The sequence below is a fragment of the Flavobacterium niveum genome (genome assembly GCF_055231775.1).
Map to the genome: position 1 here is coordinate 58,098 of NZ_JBUYSX010000001.1, position 19,867 is coordinate 77,964.

A 19,867-nucleotide genomic window follows, 5' to 3' on the forward strand; every position below is an offset into this window, starting at 1 on the left:
TGTTAGTTTTAGTACCCCGGTTGGTTTCAGGGTGGTGGTTTGTTGTCATTGCTTTATCTTAAATTTGTTGTTAATTGCCGGTTGTTGATGTGTGTTCAGGTTGATTGGTAAATAGTTGCCTTGCCCGTGGCAAATTCCTTCCTCCCGAAAAAATGAGATTGGCCTGAATAAAATACTTTGTCAGCCTGTAAAAATAAGGCAAGCAGCATATTTAAAAAATACCTGACATTGGGTATATTTTAAGAAATCACAGCAGTATAACGTTATAGTGCTATGTTGATTAAAAGCGATGATTTTTAGTGAAACAGAAACGTATTGTTTGTTTTGTGTTTTAAAATGAAACTGAATATATGGTTTTTGTTTAATATTGAAATTTTAGGGTGGGTTAAGCCAATGTTTCGTGTAGAGATACAGCAAGCCTTAAACAAAAAAAGCCCCGGATGTCCCGGAGCTTTTCATGTATGTAAAAAGGTGTATAGCTTATTCTTTTATAAACTTAGCTGTGGTGGCGCCAACTTTTATAATGTATATACCTGTAGGCAATGTGCTTACATTAACGCTGTTGCCGTTTGGTTTGCCAAGCTGTACCTGCCTGCCGGTGTAGTCGTATAGGGCTACTGCGGTATCGGCTAAAGGTATGTCTGTGCTTATGTTCAGTACGTCTTTTACCGGGTTAGGGTACAGGGTAAATGCAGCTTTGCTGAACTGCGGTGTGGCAAGCGTAGGGAAGGTAAAGGAAGCACTCACCGGAAGGTGGTCTGAGGTGGTATAGTAGTAGCTCTCTATGTTTTGCGGTACAGACACTTCCTGTGCGGCACTGTTTGCTACATAGTTACCGGCTAATTCATTTGAAATGATAATATTCTCAATGATAGGGTGGGGGTTCCAGCCGCTGTTAGCCGCTACAATATTTTGCGTAAGCGCGGTATAATTAGCCGTATCATCCATAAAATTTTGGAAAGACGACACATCGCAGTTGCACTGGTCTGTACTTTGTGTACCGGTAAGGTAGTCGTTATAGTCGCCTATAAGGATAACATTTTTAGTATTATAGGCACTGCCGTCCAGTATGGTTTTTAGTGCATCGGCTGCGCCCACCCTGCGTATGTAGCTGTCGTCGTTGTCTTCGGCTTTGGCATGTATATTTACCAGCGTTACGGGTATAAGGTTATCACCGGTTATAAGTTTTACATTGTACACAGCCGGGTAGCGCCCGCTGGACCAGTTGTAGTAATAGCTGTTACCCTGGTAAGCATTACCACTGCTCAGCTGTGCAGAATTTACAAACTGCACTTTCGACTTGCGGTAAATAAAACCCTGCCTCTGGTTGCAGTAACCCGTATCGCCGGGTACTATGGTGCCGCCCCATTCTTCGCTTCCCATAAGTGATACCAGGGTGGCTATGGTAGGGGTATTAGGCGTGTTTATTACTTCCTGCAGGCAGTAAATGTCGCTGTCCATAAGCAGCATGGCATTGGCTACGTTTTCGGCTTGCTGTTCCTCATTATCAGGGCCAAATTCGGGGCAACCCAGCCATTCGGTATTCCAGTTGGTTATGGTAAACAGTGCATCGGTGCCCGGGTTTACCTGTATTTCGCCGGTAACCTTTACGTTCTTTATTTCCCAGGTGGCGCTTTGTGTGTTGCTGCACACATATTTAAACGCAATACGTGTGTTTGCCGATTTGGCTGCATCAGGAATGGTAAGGCTGCCCGACGCTATGTATTGCCATGCTGTGGTTACGTTTTGGTTCATGCCGGTTAACTCTATCCAGTTTGTAGTGGTAGGGTCGCCGGTATAGTTACCCACGGCATATACCTTGTACCAGCCTTCGGCTACGCCTACATTCATAACGGCAGCGTTGCCGCGTGTGTGGCTAAAGCTAAGCTGTACGTTGTCCATGGCCGAAAGGTCCATAGGGGCGCTTATTAGCCAGTCTTCGTTGGCATAATTCTGCCCACCCGAATACCCGCTGCACACGGCGCCGTAAGACGTGCTGCCGTACCAGGTTTGTGTGCCGGTAACGCTAATGGCGGTAAAGGTGTTAAAGCTGCTTTCGGTAAGCAATGATTCGTTTAGGATGGTGGTTTGTGCATGCAGCAGGCTTATGCCCATAAAGGCCAGCAGCATGATAAGGCTTTTCATTTTTTGCATTTGGTGTACTCTATATTTATAAGGTGCTTTGCCTAACCAAAAGGCACACAGCCGTTTTTGCAGACAAAGGGCGTAAATATAGGGCTTTAGTGTTTACTAAAAGTAACGCTAAGTTTTTTTTATGTTAAGTGATACCGGGTAGTGGTGAAAAGGGGGATAAGGCAAAAGGCAAAAGGGATAAGGGATAAGGGATAAGGGATAAGGGATAAGGGATAAGGGATAAGGGATAAGGGATAAGGGATAAGGGTAGGTGTTAGTCTACCGGGAAGGAGAAGCCCACAGCGGCCGCGCCCGACATTTGGTCTACGGCATCGGTAAAGTAGTATGAGAACTTGATTTCTACATTGTGCTTTTTACCCACTGCAAGCCCCAGTGAAACAGGGATGTGTGCTACCACGCCGCTTTTCTTGCGGTACGGATAGCCTTCGTTATAGGTTTCAAACGAGCCAATGGACATGCCCACGCCCGCTTCTATAAACGGTGCCACATAAGGTATGGGGGCAGCCAGGCGGCCTTTAACGCCTAACAAGGCTGCATTGGTTTTAATACGCCACTGCGCCGGGTCGCTGTTTTCAGATTCGCCCGAAGCTATAATAACACCGGCATAAGGGCGCACACCCAGCCATGTGTAGGGTGCCCATACGTATTCGGCCTGTGCGTAAAAGCCGTTGCCCGATACGCCGTTTTCCTCCTCATAGTCGGTATAGGTAAGCCCCATACCTGCGTTAACGTTTATAAACTGGCCGGTATTGGGTTGGGCATATGCCTTGCTGAAAAATAAGCCGCTAAATATAAGTGCAATAATAAGGTGTAGTTTGTTCATTGGTTATGTTTTGAGCGGCAAACATACTATTTATTACCGGAATATTTATAGGCTTAAATGAGGTTTATGTGCAAAAGGTTTGGGGTAAATTAAATACATTTACAAAAAAACAACCTTATGGAAACCCAATACAAAGACGTTATAGAAATAGCCTACGCCGCTTTTAATTCACGCGATATAGATGCCGCGCTTACCGTTATGCAAAGTGAGGTATACTGGCCTAAGGCCTGGGAAGGCGGACACATAGTGGGGCACAACGAAATACGCAGCTACTGGACGCGGCAGTGGGGCGAGGTAAACCCTAATGTGGAACCGACCGGCTTTACCGAAAGGCAGGACAACAGCCTGGAGGTACTGGTGCACCAGCATGTAAAGGACCTGGAGGGCGGGGTGGTATTTGATGGTACCGTAAAACATATTTACACCTTTGAAGACGGCCTTATAAAAAGGATGGATATAGAGGTGTAGTTTTTTGATATAGGCGATTTCCATTTCGACCGCAGCGTAGCGGAGTGGAGAAATCTCGATTACAATCTTTGAGATTTCTCCTATCGTCGAAATGGAAAACCGTGGTATATAACTACTTGTGAAACATTTTTTAATATTGTATCACTTTAAAATAACACTTTACTCCTTAATAAACTTACCGTTGCGGCCGCCTTTATCGGTTGCCACTTTTATGGTGTATATGCCCGGTTGCAACTGGCTCACATCTATCTTATCAATGTTTTTGTTATAGTTATATACCTGCTGGCCCAGTGTATTGTAGATTGCTACACCTGTTATTGTTACCCCGGTTTGGTTGGGTAGCTTTATATTCAGGGTGCTTTTTGCGGGGTTAGGGTACAGCAACAGGTTTGAGGTTACATCAGTAAAATCTTCATTGCCCAATTCAACGGTGTTTTCATACCTCGCCAGTGCAAAATCGCGGTTGATGCCCGTATCAGTAGTGCCGCCTACTACAATCTTATCATCGGGTTGCAATACCATTGAGAATGCTTCGTCATACTTATTGTAAAATGCGGTATTCACCTGCCCCAGCGACCCAAAATCATCATCGTAACCTCCGTCAGCTTTAAACCTTGAAATTACAAAATCATACGTATCAGGGGTAGGGTTGGCCGGATATTGTTCTACCTTGCTCAGCGCTACCACAAACTTCCCGTCTGCCTGGCGCAATACCGACTGTATTACGTTATACGGGTCAAAACTACCTGCCAGGTACGATGCCACTACGCCGTTTGTACCATAGGTGGTATCGGTACTGCCGTCTGTGTTATAACGGGCTGCCACAAACTGGTAGAAAACACCGGCATCATAGCCCACGCTCCTCCCGGTAACAAGTATCTTGCCGTCGGGCTGTATAAACGGGGTATGTGCGTACGCGCCGTTGTCTACAACAGTAAGGGGCGATATAAAGGTATCGTCATAACTGCCGTTTGCATTAAAGCGTTTCACTTTATAGCCTACATAACCGTTTTCATTCATCTCATTGTAGGAAACCACAATTTTACCATCGGGCTGTAGTACGGCACCGGGCATGCCAAATGGTGTACCGGGGGTAGTTGCCACACCGTTAGTGCCAAAACTGCTGTCAGGGGTGCCGTTATTGTTGTAGCGGTTAACAACTATTATGGTATTGTTTTGCTCATCGTAGTCCAGGTTTATGGTAATGATTTTCCCGTCGGGCTGGCTGAGCATTACGCTGCTTTCGGCATCAATTGTAGCGTGGCCTTCGGTGCCAAATGCAGTATCTATAGTACCGTCTGTAGCATAGCGCATCAGTTCGTAATGATACTGGTTATCTACAGAGGTGTTATAGAAGGTATTCATAATTACAACCTTTCCGTCGGGCTGTACTATGGCGCTGTTTATTTTATTGATTTGTAGCCCAAATGCAGAAATAACTTTTCCTCCAGTACCGAACGCTTCATCCAGGCTGCCGTCGGCATTGTATTGGGAAAGGATAATGTCTTTATAGCTGTAATTGTTCGGTGTACGGGTCCTGCGGGTGCCCACGGCTACCAGCCTATTATCGGGTTGCAGTAACAGTATGCTGCTTTCATCGTTGGTGGAATCAAAGGATGTAGTTAGTTTTCCGTCTGTGCCAAAATTAGCGTCTAAACTTCCATTGCTGTCGTAGCGTGTTACGGCAAAAGCATCTTGAGTAGACGGCACCGCATGCGAATAGCCTGCTACCAAAATGTTACCATCGGCTTGTAATGCCAGTGTGCGTGCCTGGTTATAGCCTTCCTGTATGGTGGTGGTTACGTTGCCGTTGGTACCAAATGAGGTATCGCGGGTGGCATCGCTGTTGTACCTGCGGGTTACAAAAGAAGCACTGTCGTAAATGCCTGAAGTGGCTACCAGCAGTTTTCCGTCGGGTTGTATTGTTACGGCGTTTATGCTGAAAGAGTCATCGCCTTCATCAAAAGCGTTTGTTGCCTTGCCGTCACCGTCAAAAGTAGTGTCCGGGCTTCCGTTAGTGTTATACTGTGCCAATGCAAAACTCAGGACGTTGCTTGTTGTGTAGCCTGCATACCCGGCCGCCAAAATTTTACCGTTGGCAAGCACGGTTACAAAATTAGCCATACTGTTGCTTCCTGCCCCGAATGATGTGGTTGCCTTACCATCGCCGTCAAAAGTGGTGTCGAGGGCACCATTGGCGGTATACCGCACAATCCCGAAGTTGTGGGTTGCACTCGACCCAACGGCTATAATTTTCCCGTCATCCTGTAAGGCAATGGCTTCGGGCATGTCGTAGCCATTGCCAAACGTAGTAACTACGCGGCCATCGGTTGCAAAACCGGTGTCTTTACTGCCGTCTTCATTATAGCGCTCCACTACAAACTGGGTGTTCCATACATTGCTGCTTGGCTGTGTCCATTGTATGCCCAGTGCTATAATTTTGCCGTCGGGCTGTACTATCAGGGTATTGCCGCTATCTACGGGGCCTGAATTGCACGTAACCTTTCCGCTAATGCCAAATCCGGTATCAATGCTGCCGTTGCTATTAAACCGCATTAAAATGGTTTCACTGCCGGTATCTGAAATGGCTGAACCGTAGGTTACAATCTTGCCGTCGGCCTGTATACTGATGTCGTATACCATACCGCCCCGGGTGTTGTTATTGTAAAACTTATAGAGGTCGACCATAACCGTACCACCGTTGCCAAAAGTGCTGTCAAAGCTGCCATCGGTATTATAACGCAGCAGCGTAATGTTTTCAGAATCTTTCTGCCAGTTATTTGCGGTATTGGCAGTGTATGTAGCACCGCCCACAATGATTTTCCCGTCCGGTTGTACTGCTACGGCATTTGCCCTGCTGTAACCGTTTGTGCCAAAACCGGTATGCACCTTACCATTATCCCCGAAAGTGGAGTCTAAAGTACCGGACTGTGCCATGGCGTTCAGTGCGCACAGCAGTATACAAAGCATGTAATTTTTTTTCATAAATGTGATTGTTGGACTTTTATTGGTAATGACTGTACAACAATGTATAACATTTATAAAGCGGTTTACCCTAAGTGGGTTGTGGATGAAGGTAACAATAAAAAAACACTGCTTTGAAAATAGAAGCAGTGTTCCGGAAAAGATATATCAGATAGTGGCTACTTCAATAAGTATTTCGCAGTTAAAACCATTTTCAGGCGTTTCTAAAACCCTGATTTGTATATTTTTTACCTTGTATTCCAGGCCTTCCAGCCACAGTGTTTTATCCTTTTTAAAGAATAAGTCTGTGTTTTCCCGGTTGCCTATAAGCCGGTAAAGTTCTTCTGTACCGAATGCCGTACCGGCATTCAGGAAGGTTATTTTCGTTTTTAAATCTGCCATTGTTTTAAATGTTAGATTATTATACTTTATTTGGAGGCTTTTAGCTTAGACAACAGCGTAAACTGCTTGTATTTTAACGTCCGTAATACAGACAGCGTTTCCACTTTGTTGAGGTATTTTTCAAACGTAAAATACTGTTCTATAACAATAGTATGTTCTGAAACATCTTTAAGTTCCCCCTGTATGTACTCTATCTCACTCTTCCCGTTTGGAAGTGTCAGCCTGTGGCTCACTGCGATTGGATGCCCAATCGTATTTTTATAATTACTAAGGCTCATACTAAATCGGGTATATATTGCAAAAACTATAAAAGCCCGGGGGTATTGGTACCTATACGGGGCCGGTATTTACGGTCTTTTTGTTTCGGGCATTTTTGTTTCGGGCGGGGTAGATGTAAAGTGGCCGTTTTCATCAACATACACAATCATGCTGTCAAAGCCTTTGCCCTTGTTGTTATTCGTTTTCCTGTCTTCCCGCTTCTGTGCCTTTTGTTTCTTTATTAAAGTCTTTTTCTTATTGTTTTCTTTCTTAAAAAAGGAATCTCCCATATTCTGAAAATTAAATTCTACAAAGCCGTTAGTTGTCCGTGTGGCAAATTGATATGCCGGCACTAACAGGATTAAAGTGTTGAAACCGGCAGCTTAAAGCCAATCAGTTTTTCTATACTTTTTAAATCTGCTTTTTCTTCTGCCCCGCAAAACGATATTGCAGTGCCGGTATTGCCCCCGCGGCCTGTACGGCCTATGCGGTGTACATAGGTTTCCGGCACTTCGGGCAGGTCATAGTTAATTACGTGCGGCAGTTCGTCTATGTCAATGCCGCGTGCTGCAATGTCGGTAGCCACAAGTACGCGGAGCTGGTTTACCTTAAAGCCTTGTAACGCCCGTTGCCTTGCATTCTGAGATTTGTTGCCGTGTATGGCCGCAGCAAATATGCCCTCTTTGGCAAGGAGTTTTACAAGCTGGTCGGCGCCATGCTTGGTACGGGTAAATACCAGCGAACGTGAAATGCCTGTATCGCTTAGTATACGCGACAGTAGTTTTTCCTTGTCTTTTTTATCTACAAAATATACACTCTGGCTTACCGTTTTGGCAGCTGAAGATACCGGGGCTACGCTTACGTATTCAGGATTTTGCAAAAGGCTGTCGGCCAGTTGTTGTATGGCTGTGGGCATGGTAGCCGAGAAAAACAGGGTCTGCCTTTGTAGGGGCAATTTTGTAATGATCTTTTTTACATCGCGTACAAAACCCATGTCCAGCATACGGTCGGCTTCATCAAGCACAAATATCTCAAGATGCGAAAGGTCTATGTATTGTTGCTGCAATAAGTCCAGCAGCCTGCCGGGTGTTGCTATCAGTATATCTATACCGTTTCGCAATGCCTTTACCTGGTGGAATTGTGACACGCCGCCAAATATTGCAGTGTGCCTTAATGTAAGGTGCTGCCCGTAAGATGTAAAATTCTCACTTATCTGTATGGCAAGCTCACGGGTGGGCGTTAGTATTAATGTCCTGATGGCCTTGCGCTGCTTTGCAGGCCTGCCGGCCAGTTGCTGTAAAATAGGGATTGCAAAGGCCGCGGTTTTGCCCGTTCCTGTCTGGGCACAGCCTATAAGGTCTTTGCCGGAAAGGATAACAGGTATGGCCTGTTGTTGTATAGGGGTTGGTGTGGTATAATTTTGTTGCCCCAATGCTTTAAGTATGGGGGCTGAAATATTTAAATTTTCAAATGTCATGATAAAGTGTGCCGTAACGGCTTTAATGTTTATAAAATCATAGCTATGCACTATGAGCGGGACAGGTGAATGTTCCTGTGGGGATTACCATTAAGAATAGTAATCTATACCTGATGAATTTTATAAACAGATAGGCACTTTATAAGATAAAAAATTCATTGGGTAAAAAAACTAAGAATGGCGTTTAACCATTCTTAGCCAAACGGTGAGGGCCGTCTTTTAAAATCTTCTGTCGTTAGACCTTGAATAGCCGCTACCACCGCCGCGGTTAGAACCGTAGCCTGAATTAGCCGGTTTAGGGCGCGCTTCATTAACTACTATAATCTGGCTGTCCAGTTTTGAATTGTTAAGCTCTTCAATCGCTTTTTCAGCTTCAGCAGTGTTTGGCATTTCCACAAAGCCAAAGCCTTTAGGGCGTCCACTCATCTGGTCAACTATTAGTTTTACTGAAGTTACTTCTCCGTAAGCGCTGAAAGCATCGCGCACTTGTCCTTCTGAGGTGCCATACCCCAGGTTTGCTACATAAATGTTCATAATGTAAATTTGTTTAAATTAAAAATTAAGGCAACTGAAACGCCTAAACTGAAGAGTAAGTGAGGACAAATTTTTTACGATATGAACAAATTTGCTTATCAGAGTGAGCATTGGCAGAGAACCAATATGGCACAAAGGTAGGCATAATATATTCAGTAATGCGTGTTTCCTTTAAAAACTTTCAAATTTAAAAATTGAAAATCAATAAATTAGATGATAATGTAGCTGCGACTACACCTTTTTATATCAGGCAGACTGGTAGTTAGCACGTGCCGTTTTTACCTCTGCGGCAAACTTTTTAAGCACCCGGTAATGTGACCGCATTGCCGAAAAAAAGGTAGGGCTTTCAATATAGGGTAAGCCATATTCCTGTGCGGTCTGTTTTACAATTTTCCCTATCTCGGCATAATGTATATGGCAAACTTTTGGGAATAAATGATGCTCTATCTGCCTGTTAAGCCCCCCGAGGAAGAATGCGGCAATACGGCAATCAGAAGAAAAATTAGCTGTGGTACGCATCTGGTGTTCTGCCCATGCCTCTTCCATAGTGCCTGTGGGATTTGCATTGGGGAAATCAGTTTCCTCTACAACGTGGGCCAACTGGAAAACAAGCCCCATGGTAAGCCCCTGCGCCAGGTGCATGGCAACAAAGCCTATGATGAACTGCCACCAGGTAATGTTTAAAACCAGTAACGGCAGTACAATGAACAGGAAATAATACAGCCCCTTTGAGGCAAACAGGTTAAAATACTCTTTAGCCGGATGCTTTACCGCAACCTGCCCGATTTTCTTCTGGAATATCTTCATGAAATCTTTACGGAAAACCCACGACAGGCTTGCCAGCCCATAAAGCGGGAAGGCATACCAATGCTGGTAGCGCTGTATCTTTCTTTTAGGGTCGTCTTCTTCAATGCGTATTAATCCCGGTGCAATAACAAGGTCTTCGTCATGCCCGGGTATATTGGTAAAGGTATGGTGTACGCCGTTATGGGAAATATCCCAAATATATGGGCTGGCACCAAGCAGGTTAAATACCATGCCAAGAGCTTTGTTAACATGTTTGTTAGCCGAAAACGAGCCGTGTATTGCATCATGGCAGATGTTGAACCCTACAAATGCACTGAACATGCCCAGCAGTATGGCAAGGCCAAGCATAGCAAAAGCCGGAAGTATGCCCGAAATGATAAGCGCATAGCAGCCAAAGAAGCCAGCAAGGAATATAGAAGTTTTAATCCACATGGCGGCATTGGCGTGTTTGTGCCTGCCTGTTTCGGCAAAATGCGCATCCACCCTTTGCCTTAGGACTGTAAAGAAAGCAGACCTGGGAGGGAATTTTAAACGTTTAGTCATGATAACTACATAGCGTCAACTTTAAATTCACTATGCAATCAGTTAGACAGGACGGTGAGAGGGCATTCTATATTATTGGGGTTCCAATAATTTTTTCGGAAATATTCCTTTGTTGAAGTATGTAAAGATAACGAAGATTGGGGAATTTTATTATCCATCGGATAAATTTAAATCTCGTGCAGTAAAAAATATAAAAAGTGTACGCGCGTCTTGTTCTTTAGGCGATAACCTTAAACAACACTTCCCTCAATTCGGCTACGTACCCACCCGTTTAGGCTACGTGTACCATGCACTGCCTACCGAACTTTGTATTATCAAATTAAAACATATACATTATGTCAGATCAAAAAACAACAGACGGTACAAAGGTTTGGTTTATAACAGGTGCATCACGTGGTTTTGGCCGTGTATGGGCAGAAGCTGCGCTAAAGCGTGGCGACAAGGTAGCGGCTACCGCACGCAAGCTGGAAAGCATAGCGGTGCTTAACGAGCAGTTTGGCGACAACGTACTTACCCTGGAACTCGACGTTACCAATACCGCACAGGCCAAAGAAGCCGTAGAAAAAGCCCATGCCCATTTCGGCAGGCTGGATGTAGTGCTGAACAATGCCGGCTACTCGCTGGTGGGTACCATAGAAGAAGCCGGCGCCGAAGACGTTAAGGCCATGTACGATACCAATATTTTTGGCACACTTGCAGTAATACAGGCGGCTTTGCCATTGCTGCGCCAGCAGGGCTACGGCCACATACTGGGCACAAGCAGCAACCTTGGGCATGTAACCCTGCCGGTTATTGGCTACTATGCATCGTCTAAATGGGCGTTTGAGGCCATACACGAAAGCCTTGCCCTGGAGGTGAAGGACTTCAATATTAAGGTTACCATTATAGAGCCGGGCGCGTATGCTACCGAGTTTGGCAGCCAGGAGTCGCTTAAGTTTGCCCCGGGCATGGATATTTACAACGACTTTAAAAACAACTTCTTCCAGCAGCTGCAAAACCTGGAGCGCGGCAACCCCGATGCTACCCCTAACGGAATATTTGCCGCCGTAGATGACGAGAATCCGCCACTACGCCTGTCACTGGGTAGCCATAACCTGGCCTGGGTACGCGGCGAATATGCAAAACGCATGGCTGAGTGGGAAGCCTGGGAAGCTGTGGCTGTAGCTGCACAGGGGTAATATAGTAAACCAATTACATTGAGGGAGGATTGGATTCCTTTCTTCAGGTTCTGTCATTGCGAGGAACGAAGCAATCTCATCGTTGAAAACATGCTTTATGAGATTGCCGCGCTCCGTTCCTCCGCTCGCAATGACAAACCCACACACATCAATTACATCAAGGTAACCGGTAGTCTGCTGATTATCGGTTACCTTTATATAAAATTTTCCGCTTAAATTTTGACAAATGAAAAAGGAAGAAAACACACCGCACAACTTTACATCGCTTACCGAAGCGGCACGTGCTTTTGGCCTGCCGGAGCCTAACCACCCGCTGATAACCATACTGGGTGCCGAGAGCAACAATGTGGTGGAACGTGGCATGCCGCAAAGCCACGTGTTGCATTTTTATAAAATATCGTACAAGCCGCGCCTTAGCGGGCGCATAAAATATGGGCAGCATTACTATGATTTTGATGAGGGCGGCCTGCTTTTTGCCGCACCGGGGCAGGTTATAGGCAACGACGAACATCACGGTGGTGTGTGCTCGCAGTATACATTGCTTATCCATCCCGACTTTTTGTTATCGTATCCTTTGGCAAAGAAGATAAAGCAATATGGCTTTTTCTCTTATTCGGCTAATGAGGCGCTGCACCTGTCGGACCGCGAAAAGGCGGTTATTATCTCCATTTTCGAAATCATAGAGCAGGAACTCACCGGCCGCCTGGACGATTTTAGCCAGGATGTTATCATCTCACAGATAGAGCTGCTGCTGAATTATGCCAACCGTTTTTACCGCCGCCAGTTCATAACGCGTAAGGCGGTGAGCAACGACCTGCTGCAAAACCTTGAAGAAATACTGGATGGGTATTTTGGCAATGAACAATCGCTTAACAGCGGTATACCTACAGTGCAGTACCTGGCAGACAGGCTGCATATTTCGCCCAGCTACCTTAGCGATATGCTGCGCTCCCATACCGGGCAAAACGCCCAGCAGCACATACACAACAAGCTTATAGAAAAAGCTAAGGAGCAGCTATCAGTCACTAGCCTTTCGGTTTCTGAAATTGCCTACAGCCTGGGCTTTGAGCACCCGCAGTCGTTCAGCAAACTATTTAAGACTAAAACGAGTGTATCTCCGGTGGAGTTCAGGCGGAGTTTTAATTGAGAGAGGATATTTTCTTTACGCTGGTGCGGGCATCTTGCCCGTACCTTTAATAGCACAAGCAAGATGCTTGCGCCAGCGGGGAATTAGTTTCTACATGGTGTTATTTGATATAATAGTAGTAACATTCAAAGTGTCTCGGAACTTTGAAAAGTTTACAAAAATTTCAAAATTTTCACCATAATAGTACTCATTGTCGACGTTATAATTATTAGTGTGTCGACTTGGTAGTTTAGGCATTACCTTATATTTTATATTTAAACAAGCTTCAATTGTATTTTTACATTTAACAAATGCATTTACGGCCTTAATTGAGTCAATGCCCTTATAATATTGAATTTCAAGTTCTGTAGTAAAATCTTCTTTATCATAAACCACATAGGTTGGATATTTGTCGAATGAATATCTACTCATGTATTCTATATAAATTTCATCATCTCTAGTCTTTTCCCCCTTAAACTCTTCGAATTTTGTCGAAATCGAATTAATTGCTAAAATATATTTTTCACAGATGGACAAACTTTTCACGCTCGGATTTATCGGATTAGGATTAACAACTGGTGTTGATGTTGGCCATTTGGCAATAATTGCTACAATAATTGAACCTATTATTGAGATTATTGCAATAATTATTGCTTGCTTAAATCCAGATTTCGTGTTTTCAGATGCCATATTTACTTTTTTTGAGTATTCCTGAAAATAAGTTGTTAACTGAACCAGTCATTTTAGAAAAAGTGTTTTGAAAAAAATAAATTTACTAAAAAAAATACATAACATGCATATAGCCAGTTGATTTGATTGTGTGATATTAGTGGTAATTAAATTTTCGGCCTCCGATAAATAGAAAAGATGTACACGAATCTACCCTTGAAGGAACTAGCCATCTTGTAGGTTATACTTATAAGTCAATAATAATAAAATTAGTGGGAAATAAATAAACTAAAAAAGCCTCAACCACCTGGATAAGAGAGTGGTTGAGGCTTTTTATTCGTGACCACAATGGGATTCGAACCCATACGCCTTGCGGCACCACCCCCTCAAGATGGCGAGTCTACCAATTTCTCCACATGGCCGGTAGCAGTAAATATAAACAAAAAAAGTTAAGCGGTTATGCTTAACTTTTTAGTGACCCGGCTGGGATTCGAACCCAGGACCCCATCATTAAAAGTGATGTGCTCTACCAGCTGAGCTACCGAGTCGGTGCATTTCAGTAAGTGTCTTCTTGTGACCCGGCTGGGATTCGAACCCAGGACCCCATCATTAAAAGTGATGTGCTCTACCAGCTGAGCTACCGAGTCCAATAAATCAAAGTGTATATCACTTCCTGAATGCGGGTGCAAATATACGGAGGTATTATTTATTTATCAAAACGATTTTATTATAAATTTGAGTTTTTTTTGACTAATTTCTTCAACCGCCTGTTTAGTAAAGGCTTATTAATATGAAAAAGATAATTTTGTGTGGATATATGGGCTCCGGAAAGACCACAACTGCCCGTTTACTGGCCAAAGCAGCCGAAATAGACTGCCTGGACCTGGACGAGGTGATTGAAAAAAACACCCAAAAAAGCGTGCCGGACATCTTTAAGGAGCAGGGCGAAATACAATTCCGCCGCCTGGAGCATGAAACGCTGACCCAACTTTTAGACAGCGAGGCCGATTTTGTACTCGCTTTAGGAGGGGGTACACCCTGTTATGCAAACAACCATTTGCTGCTGCAGCGCGATGATGTAATATCTATTTACCTGAAAACCGGTATAGCCGAAGTAATACGCCGTACTAAGGCGCAGGGCAACACCCGTCCGCTATTGGCAGGAAAGGAAGGGGAGGAGCTGGAATCGTTTATAGGGCAGCACCTTTTTGAGCGCAGTTATTTTTATAACCACGCCCGCCATGTAGTAAAAACAGATGGGAAAACGCCCGCACAGGTAGCCGACGAAATTATGAGCCTGCTTTAGCGCAGTGCCGCATAAGGCTCGGTACCGGTAAGCTCTACTATAATGTGCTCCATCATGGAGGTAGACAGCGACAGCCCTTTAAAATCGGCTTTTACGGGGTATTGTTTGTGGTTACGGTCTACCAGCACCGCCGTTTTAAACTTTTTAAGCGGCACATCAAGAAAATGCTTTACACCATAAATAAGCGTGGTACCGCTGTTCAGCACATCGTCTACCAGCACCAGTGCCTTATTGGTATACTCTGCCGGGGTAAGCGATGTTTTTACCGGTTCCAGCGGCTGCTGCTTGTTTATGGTTACCTCGCACAGTGTGGTTTTAATATCGGATATCTTTGTAAGCTCTGCGGCTATCATTTGCGCAAAAACATAGCCGTTGCTGGCTATACCGGCTATAACCACCTCGGTTTCGTCTACAAAGGTTTCGTATATCTGGTAGGCCATACGCCTGGTTTTGTATTCTATTTCCTTGTTGTTCAGGATAACGTTCATGGTGTTGTTGCAGTTATTTTTTTTCAAAGATAAAAAACAGTTCCCTGTCCTGTCGCGGTTTTATCGAATTTTGGGCAGGTTCCAGTGTTTTTATATGGAACAGGTTGCCAAACAGCGCTTTGTACTCACCTGCGCTTCCGCCAAAGGGAGGGCCTTCTTCGGTAAGCGGGAAGTTAAACAGCAGCCCCGCCAGTATGCCGCCCGGTTTCAGCAGGCTGTGCATTTTGGTAACATATTCACTTCGCAACGCCGGATCCAGCGCACAAAAGAACGTCTGCTCTATAATAACATCGTATTGCCCCTCTTGCACAAAAAAATCCCCCAATATAAAATGTGAAGCATCTACCTGCGGCAGTCGGGCTGCGGCATTTTTAAGCGGGCTTTCGGCTATGTCCAGCATATAGGCATTGGTAAACCCGTTACTGATGAGGTATTCAAACTCATGCCCGTTGCCTGCGCCCGGCACTAATATTTGCACCTGTTTATCGGTCAGGCTGTCGGCCAAATCTTTTATGGGTGTGGTTATGCTTTTGGCATCCCATGGGGCATCATCGCTTTGGTAGCGGTTTTCCCAGTAGTTTTTATCCAGCTTAGTCATCGGCTAAAAGTTCGTCGGCATCCGGCCATTCGTTATCGTCATCGGTATAGCCGTCCAGTTCGCGGCGGTCTTTTTTGGTAGGGCGGCCCGTACCTTTGGCACGGTAGTGTTCCTTGCTTAGCTTTAGCAGTTCCAAATGGGCAAATGCTTCGGCAGGGGTTTCGTCTTTACGGTACATGTCTACCAGCTTGGGGCCTACGCGGTTTGCAGGTATGTCCAGCACGCTCAGTACATAGTTTATCTGGTCGCGGCGCACGGTTACCTTATCGCCCGGAAACACATCGCGCGATGCCTTTGCCTGCTGCCCGTTTACCGTAACATGGCCTTTTTGTATGGCCTGTGTGGCTATGCTGCGGGTTTTGTAGTAGCGCACGCACCACAAATATTTATCAATCCTCATACTAATTCTTAAAAATCGGTGTTATTACCAACACAAAAATACGGGAAAATCGTATCTTGCACCCTTGAAAAAAAATTAATATGAAGAGATTTTTACAGGCAATTGCCCTTGTTGCTGTTATAGGCTTTATGGCGTCGTGCAACAAAGACGACGACAAAACAGTGCCGCCGCGCGACTACACCGAGCAATATACCGCTGAAAAAGACAGTATAGAAAAATACCTTAAAAACCACTACATAAAGAGTGTAGATGCCGAGTTTAACATAGTGCTGGACAGCATAGACAACCCTGCTGCCCAAACATCTATATGGGACCAGCAACAATACCCGCTGCAATATGTAGATTTTACACCTACTGCACTTGTGGGTAACAGCGAATCTAAAAACATTGTTACTTACCGTATTTATTACCTTAAGCTGAATGAAGGTGTGGGCGACAGGCCTACACGTGCCGATGGCGTACTGGTATCATACAGGGGTAACCTGCTTGATGATACCATGTTTGACTACGACCCGTTTCCGCAGGCGCCGCTTAACCTGTACAGCGATGTATATGTAGCAGGCTGGAGGGAGATACTGCCACTTTTCCGTGGGGGTACGTATGTAGATGAGCCGGGCAGTATAGACCCTGCGCATTTTGAAAACTACGGTGCGGGTGTTATGTTCATCCCGTCGGGCCTTGCGTATTATAACTCATCAAGCGGGCTTGTAGGGTCTTATGACAGCCTTGTGTTCAGCTTTAAGCTATATGCTGTAGATTACACGGATGCTGATGGAGACGGTATAGAAAACCGCTACGAATATGGTATGGATTCAACTGAAGATATAGGCTATGTAGATACCGACAACGACAAAGTGCCGGACTACCTGGATACCGATGACGATGGCGATGGTACTTCTACTCTTGGGGAACTGTATGTATCTCCGGGTGTTTATTATAATTTTGATAACGCCCCAAGCTGCGGCGGTAATACTACCGACCCCCTGCGTACCAGGCTGTACCTGGATGCTAACTGCAGGCAGTACCCGAACCCTTAATACTATACTATCTTATAACGAAAAACTCCTGCCCACCGCAGGAGTTTTTTGTATATTGGCGGTAGCTATCACATGATTTTTATGTGCAGGCATAGTGAGGTAGAAAAGTCTTATTAGGAAGTTACTTTATGAGATGGCTTCGTTCCTCGCCATGACGGGACTGATTTGTGGTGCTGTATTCATAGCGTTTTTCACGCACCGTCCTTGCGAGCGCAGCGCGGCAATCTCTTAATGTTGCTATGAATCCTTAATATTCCGCAGGAATAGTTCGCTTGCTTTAAAGAGTAATGACAAAACTTTGGTTAATAATTACTCTGTGTTTCTCTGTGAAATCTCCGTGTTTCTCTGTGTTGCAAATTCTTCGTAAAGCCGTCCGGTACCGATGTCGCGGATTTGCAATCCGTGACATTATATAAGTTTGTATGTTTTAAACACGGATTACAAATCCGCGCTATCAGGTACAAAGTTGTGGGATGGCTTCGTTCCTCGCCATGACAGGCCTCGGTAGCGGCAACAAATTGACGAATACACAAATCCACGAATAATCCCATAACCAAATCACCACATTACCCTCAAACAAAAAAATCCCGAAGCTTATGCCTCCGGGATCTTCTTAACTATCAAAAAAACTAAACTATTATTTTTTTCTTGAAATGGCTTTTTCGGCAGCGGCGATAATAGCATCGCTGTTCAGGCCGTATTTGTCCATAAGCTGTGCAGGGGTACCGCTTTCGCCAAAGGTATCCTGTACCGCTACAAACTCCTGCGGTGCAGGGTTGTTAAGCGACAGTACGCGGGCTACGCTTTCGCCAAGGCCACCCAGTACGTTGTGTTCTTCGGCAGTTACCACACAACCGGTTTTGCCTACCGATTTCAGTATTGCTTCCTCATCCAGTGGCTTGATGGTGTGGATGTTTATTACTTCAGCAGAAATACCTTTAGCTTCAAGTGCCTCGGCAGCAACCAGCGCTTCCCAAACCAGGTGGCCGGTGGCAACTATAGTCACGTCGGTACCTTCGTTAAGCAGTATAGCCTTGCCGATAACAAACTCCAGTTCGCCGGTAAAGTTTGGCACTACAGGGCGGCCAAAACGCAGGTAAACAGGGCCGTGGTGTTCGGCTATGGCTAATGTGGCGGCTTTGGTCTGTGCAAAGTCGCACGTATTGATTACCGTCATACCCGGAAGCATTTTCATAAGGCCAATGTCTTCCAGTATCTGGTGGGTAGCGCCGTCTTCACCCAGGGTAAGCCCTGCGTGGCTGGCACATATTTTTACATTCTTGTCGGAGTATGCAACACTCTGGCGGATTTGGTCATAAACCCTTCCGGTAGAGAAGTTGGCAAACGTACCCGTAAACGGTATCTTGCCGCCAAGGGTCATACCCGCAGCCATACCTATCATGTTGGCCTCGGCTATACCCACCTGGAAGAAACGCTCCGGGTGGTTCTTTTTAAAATCGTCCATTTTCAGCGAGCCGATAAGGTCGGCACACAGGGCAACCACATTTTCATTGGTTTGCCCAAGTTCGGTAAGGCCGGCGCCAAATCCCGAACGGGTATCTTTACTTCCTGTATTGGTGTATTTTGTCATGATTTTTAATTTAAAAATTTAAATATTGAAAAGATTTAAAAATTCGGGCGTGTTATACCCCGCTGAATTTTTCAATTATTAAATTTTTCAATCTTTAAATAAATTAATAATCCCCTAATGTAATTGTGTTTTGCTCCAGTGCCTTAGCCAGCTGCTCATCGTTTGGCGCTTTGCCGTGCCATGCGTGGGTGTGCATCATATAGTCTACGCCGTTACCCATTTCAGTATGCAGCAATACGGCTACAGGCTTGCCCTGCCCGGTTTTGGCTTTCGCCGAAAGTAAGCCCGCTATGATGGATTCCAGGTGGTTACCGGCGGCAATTTCTACCACATCCCAACCGAAAGCTACAAACTTGGCACTCAGGCTTCCCATAGGCAACACCTCGTCGGTAGGGCCGTCTATCTGCTTGCCGTTTACATCTATGGTAGCTATAAGATTGTCTACCTTGTAAGCCGAAGCATACATAATAGCCTCCCAGTTCTGGCCTTCCTGAAGTTCGCCGTCGCCGTGCAGGGTGTATACAATGTGGTTGTCTTTGTTCAGTTTTTTGGTTTGTGCAGCACCTATGGCCACGCTCATGCCCTGGCCCAGCGAACCCGATGCTATGCGTATGCCCGGAAGCCCTTCGTGTGTGGTAGGGTGACCCTGAAGGCGTGAATTCAGCAGGCGGAAGGTAGCCAGCTCGCTTACCGGGAAGTACCCGCTGCGTGCCAGCACGCTGTAAAATACCGGTGAAATATGCCCGTTGCTCAGTATGAAGATGTCCTCATCCTTGCCGTCCATATCCCAGCCTTCTTTGCGCTCCATTACGGCCTGGTACAGTGCTACCATAAACTCGGTACAGCCCAGCGAACCGCCCGGGTGGCCACTGTTTACGGCGTGTACCATGCGCAGAATGTCGCGCCTTACCTGTACGGCCAAATCGTGTAGTTGTTGTGTGTTAGTTTCCATTTGTTTGTGTAAAGTTAAACTGGCGCAAAGGTAGGCCTATTTTCGGCTTTGGCAAACAAATTTATTTCTTTAACCTGCTGTAAATCTATTAG

The 19,867-nt window shown here is 45.3% G+C and carries 20 protein-coding genes and 3 tRNA genes; 5 read left to right on the forward strand and 18 right to left on the reverse strand.

The features are described 5' to 3' along the window. Positions 1–480: 480 nt before the first annotated feature. Positions 481–2,145 carry a T9SS type A sorting domain-containing protein gene (locus tag ACZIX4_RS00225; RefSeq protein ID WP_463333605.1) on the reverse strand — a complete coding sequence of 555 codons (1,665 nt, stop codon included), beginning with the start codon at positions 2,143–2,145 and terminating at the stop codon, positions 481–483. A 262-nt stretch (positions 2,146–2,407) separates the two neighbouring features. Next, positions 2,408–2,977, reverse strand: a complete 570-nt coding sequence (locus tag ACZIX4_RS00230) for a hypothetical protein (protein WP_463333606.1) — start codon at positions 2,975–2,977, stop codon at positions 2,408–2,410. Between the two features lie 117 nt (positions 2,978–3,094). On the opposite strand from ACZIX4_RS00230, the gene ACZIX4_RS00235 reads away from it, so the two are divergent. Further along, on the forward strand, positions 3,095–3,445 hold the full coding sequence (locus tag ACZIX4_RS00235; RefSeq protein WP_463333607.1) for a nuclear transport factor 2 family protein: 351 nt from the start codon (positions 3,095–3,097) through the stop codon (positions 3,443–3,445). Between the two features lie 159 nt (positions 3,446–3,604). Here ACZIX4_RS00235 and ACZIX4_RS00240 read toward each other — a convergent pair whose 3' ends face one another. The 7 genes from ACZIX4_RS00240 to ACZIX4_RS00270 form a co-directional block, all read right to left on the reverse strand. Continuing rightward, positions 3,605–6,430, reverse strand: coding sequence for a T9SS type A sorting domain-containing protein (locus tag ACZIX4_RS00240; RefSeq protein ID WP_463333608.1), 2,826 nt, complete (start codon positions 6,428–6,430; stop codon positions 3,605–3,607). A 147-nt stretch (positions 6,431–6,577) separates the two neighbouring features. Next, positions 6,578–6,811, reverse strand: coding sequence for a hypothetical protein (locus tag ACZIX4_RS00245; RefSeq protein ID WP_463333609.1), 234 nt, complete (start codon positions 6,809–6,811; stop codon positions 6,578–6,580). Between the two features lie 26 nt (positions 6,812–6,837). Beyond that, on the reverse strand, positions 6,838–7,089 hold the full coding sequence (locus ACZIX4_RS00250) for a hypothetical protein (protein WP_463333610.1): 252 nt from the start codon (positions 7,087–7,089) through the stop codon (positions 6,838–6,840). Positions 7,090–7,158: 69 nt separating this feature from the next. Continuing rightward, positions 7,159–7,359: a hypothetical protein gene (locus ACZIX4_RS00255; protein ID WP_463333611.1), complete on the reverse strand. Its 201-nt coding sequence runs from the start codon at positions 7,357–7,359 to the stop codon at positions 7,159–7,161. A gap of 71 nt (positions 7,360–7,430) precedes the next feature. Then, a complete protein-coding gene (locus ACZIX4_RS00260; RefSeq protein ID WP_463333612.1) occupies positions 7,431–8,546 on the reverse strand; it encodes a DEAD/DEAH box helicase in 1,116 nt (371 codons plus the stop codon). 219 nt (positions 8,547–8,765) lie between these two features. After that, on the reverse strand, positions 8,766–9,080 hold the full coding sequence (locus ACZIX4_RS00265) for an RNA recognition motif domain-containing protein (protein ID WP_463333613.1): 315 nt from the start codon (positions 9,078–9,080) through the stop codon (positions 8,766–8,768). Positions 9,081–9,326: 246 nt separating this feature from the next. Further along, positions 9,327–10,430 (reverse strand): fatty acid desaturase family protein, encoded by a 1,104-nt coding sequence (locus ACZIX4_RS00270; protein WP_463333614.1) that lies wholly within the window; start codon positions 10,428–10,430, stop codon positions 9,327–9,329. 335 nt (positions 10,431–10,765) lie between these two features. On the opposite strand from ACZIX4_RS00270, the gene ACZIX4_RS00275 reads away from it, so the two are divergent. After that, positions 10,766–11,608 carry an SDR family NAD(P)-dependent oxidoreductase gene (locus tag ACZIX4_RS00275; RefSeq protein ID WP_463333615.1) on the forward strand — a complete coding sequence of 281 codons (843 nt, stop codon included), beginning with the start codon at positions 10,766–10,768 and terminating at the stop codon, positions 11,606–11,608. Positions 11,609–11,834: 226 nt separating this feature from the next. After that, on the forward strand, positions 11,835–12,755 hold the full coding sequence (locus tag ACZIX4_RS00280) for a helix-turn-helix domain-containing protein (RefSeq protein ID WP_463333616.1): 921 nt from the start codon (positions 11,835–11,837) through the stop codon (positions 12,753–12,755). Between the two features lie 90 nt (positions 12,756–12,845). Here the strand turns inward: ACZIX4_RS00280 and ACZIX4_RS00285 are convergent, their stop codons facing one another. From ACZIX4_RS00285 to ACZIX4_RS00300, 4 genes are all read right to left on the reverse strand, one after another. Beyond that, on the reverse strand, positions 12,846–13,424 hold the full coding sequence (locus ACZIX4_RS00285) for a hypothetical protein (protein ID WP_463333617.1): 579 nt from the start codon (positions 13,422–13,424) through the stop codon (positions 12,846–12,848). 319 nt (positions 13,425–13,743) lie between these two features. Beyond that, positions 13,744–13,825: transfer RNA gene (locus tag ACZIX4_RS00290), tRNA-Leu, on the reverse strand. A gap of 53 nt (positions 13,826–13,878) precedes the next feature. After that, positions 13,879–13,951 (reverse strand) — tRNA-Lys (locus tag ACZIX4_RS00295). A gap of 26 nt (positions 13,952–13,977) precedes the next feature. Further along, a tRNA-Lys gene (locus tag ACZIX4_RS00300) sits at positions 13,978–14,050 on the reverse strand. A 143-nt stretch (positions 14,051–14,193) separates the two neighbouring features. On the opposite strand from ACZIX4_RS00300, the gene ACZIX4_RS00305 reads away from it, so the two are divergent. After that, positions 14,194–14,709, forward strand: a complete 516-nt coding sequence (locus ACZIX4_RS00305; protein WP_463333618.1) for a shikimate kinase — start codon at positions 14,194–14,196, stop codon at positions 14,707–14,709. Here the strand turns inward: ACZIX4_RS00305 and ACZIX4_RS00310 are convergent. Genes ACZIX4_RS00310 through ACZIX4_RS00320 form a run of 3 tightly spaced genes read right to left on the reverse strand, consistent with a single transcriptional unit; the run spans position 14,706 to position 16,195 of the window. Next, positions 14,706–15,197: a phosphoribosyltransferase domain-containing protein gene (locus ACZIX4_RS00310; RefSeq protein ID WP_463333619.1), complete on the reverse strand. Its 492-nt coding sequence runs from the start codon at positions 15,195–15,197 to the stop codon at positions 14,706–14,708. The two genes, ACZIX4_RS00305 and ACZIX4_RS00310, sit on opposite strands and share 4 nt — an antisense overlap. A gap of 13 nt (positions 15,198–15,210) precedes the next feature. Then, a complete protein-coding gene (locus ACZIX4_RS00315; RefSeq protein WP_463333620.1) occupies positions 15,211–15,795 on the reverse strand; it encodes a methyltransferase in 585 nt (194 codons plus the stop codon). Beyond that, positions 15,788–16,195 (reverse strand): RNA-binding S4 domain-containing protein, encoded by a 408-nt coding sequence (locus ACZIX4_RS00320; RefSeq protein WP_463333621.1) that lies wholly within the window; start codon positions 16,193–16,195, stop codon positions 15,788–15,790. The genes ACZIX4_RS00315 and ACZIX4_RS00320 overlap by 8 nt, the downstream gene beginning before the upstream one ends. A gap of 80 nt (positions 16,196–16,275) precedes the next feature. Here ACZIX4_RS00320 and ACZIX4_RS00325 point away from each other — a divergent pair, with 80 nt between their 5' ends. Then, the gene (locus ACZIX4_RS00325; RefSeq protein ID WP_463333622.1) at positions 16,276–17,232 is read left to right on the forward strand and encodes an FKBP-type peptidyl-prolyl cis-trans isomerase; all 957 of its coding nucleotides are present in this window, start codon (positions 16,276–16,278) and stop codon (positions 17,230–17,232) included. A gap of 637 nt (positions 17,233–17,869) precedes the next feature. On the opposite strand, the gene ACZIX4_RS00330 is transcribed toward ACZIX4_RS00325, so the two are convergent. Together ACZIX4_RS00330 and ACZIX4_RS00335 are read right to left on the reverse strand one after the other, a co-directional pair. Further along, positions 17,870–18,823, reverse strand: coding sequence for a transketolase family protein (locus ACZIX4_RS00330; protein WP_463333623.1), 954 nt, complete (start codon positions 18,821–18,823; stop codon positions 17,870–17,872). 103 nt (positions 18,824–18,926) lie between these two features. Next, positions 18,927–19,775, reverse strand: coding sequence for a transketolase (locus ACZIX4_RS00335; protein ID WP_463333624.1), 849 nt, complete (start codon positions 19,773–19,775; stop codon positions 18,927–18,929). Between the last annotated feature and the right edge of the window lie 92 nt (positions 19,776–19,867).

What these genes read in the sequence shown, in the direction of transcription:
- ACZIX4_RS00225 (WP_463333605.1), bottom strand. Translation starts at nt 2,145, where the DNA reads ATGAAAAGCCTTATCATGCTGCTGGCCTTTATGGGCATAAGCCTGCTG.
- ACZIX4_RS00230 (WP_463333606.1), bottom strand. Translation starts at nt 2,977, where the DNA reads ATGAACAAACTACACCTTATTATTGCACTTATATTTAGCGGCTTATTT.
- ACZIX4_RS00235 (WP_463333607.1), top strand. Translation starts at nt 3,095, where the DNA reads ATGGAAACCCAATACAAAGACGTTATAGAAATAGCCTACGCCGCTTTT.
- ACZIX4_RS00240 (WP_463333608.1), bottom strand. Translation starts at nt 6,430, where the DNA reads ATGAAAAAAAATTACATGCTTTGTATACTGCTGTGCGCACTGAACGCC.
- ACZIX4_RS00245 (WP_463333609.1), bottom strand. Translation starts at nt 6,811, where the DNA reads ATGGCAGATTTAAAAACGAAAATAACCTTCCTGAATGCCGGTACGGCA.
- ACZIX4_RS00250 (WP_463333610.1), bottom strand. Translation starts at nt 7,089, where the DNA reads ATGAGCCTTAGTAATTATAAAAATACGATTGGGCATCCAATCGCAGTG.
- ACZIX4_RS00255 (WP_463333611.1), bottom strand. Translation starts at nt 7,359, where the DNA reads ATGGGAGATTCCTTTTTTAAGAAAGAAAACAATAAGAAAAAGACTTTA.
- ACZIX4_RS00260 (WP_463333612.1), bottom strand. Translation starts at nt 8,546, where the DNA reads ATGACATTTGAAAATTTAAATATTTCAGCCCCCATACTTAAAGCATTG.
- ACZIX4_RS00265 (WP_463333613.1), bottom strand. Translation starts at nt 9,080, where the DNA reads ATGAACATTTATGTAGCAAACCTGGGGTATGGCACCTCAGAAGGACAA.
- ACZIX4_RS00270 (WP_463333614.1), bottom strand. Translation starts at nt 10,430, where the DNA reads ATGACTAAACGTTTAAAATTCCCTCCCAGGTCTGCTTTCTTTACAGTC.
- ACZIX4_RS00275 (WP_463333615.1), top strand. Translation starts at nt 10,766, where the DNA reads ATGTCAGATCAAAAAACAACAGACGGTACAAAGGTTTGGTTTATAACA.
- ACZIX4_RS00280 (WP_463333616.1), top strand. Translation starts at nt 11,835, where the DNA reads ATGAAAAAGGAAGAAAACACACCGCACAACTTTACATCGCTTACCGAA.
- ACZIX4_RS00285 (WP_463333617.1), bottom strand. Translation starts at nt 13,424, where the DNA reads ATGGCATCTGAAAACACGAAATCTGGATTTAAGCAAGCAATAATTATT.
- ACZIX4_RS00305 (WP_463333618.1), top strand. Translation starts at nt 14,194, where the DNA reads ATGAAAAAGATAATTTTGTGTGGATATATGGGCTCCGGAAAGACCACA.
- ACZIX4_RS00310 (WP_463333619.1), bottom strand. Translation starts at nt 15,197, where the DNA reads ATGAACGTTATCCTGAACAACAAGGAAATAGAATACAAAACCAGGCGT.
- ACZIX4_RS00315 (WP_463333620.1), bottom strand. Translation starts at nt 15,795, where the DNA reads ATGACTAAGCTGGATAAAAACTACTGGGAAAACCGCTACCAAAGCGAT.
- ACZIX4_RS00320 (WP_463333621.1), bottom strand. Translation starts at nt 16,195, where the DNA reads ATGAGGATTGATAAATATTTGTGGTGCGTGCGCTACTACAAAACCCGC.
- ACZIX4_RS00325 (WP_463333622.1), top strand. Translation starts at nt 16,276, where the DNA reads ATGAAGAGATTTTTACAGGCAATTGCCCTTGTTGCTGTTATAGGCTTT.
- ACZIX4_RS00330 (WP_463333623.1), bottom strand. Translation starts at nt 18,823, where the DNA reads ATGACAAAATACACCAATACAGGAAGTAAAGATACCCGTTCGGGATTT.
- ACZIX4_RS00335 (WP_463333624.1), bottom strand. Translation starts at nt 19,775, where the DNA reads ATGGAAACTAACACACAACAACTACACGATTTGGCCGTACAGGTAAGG.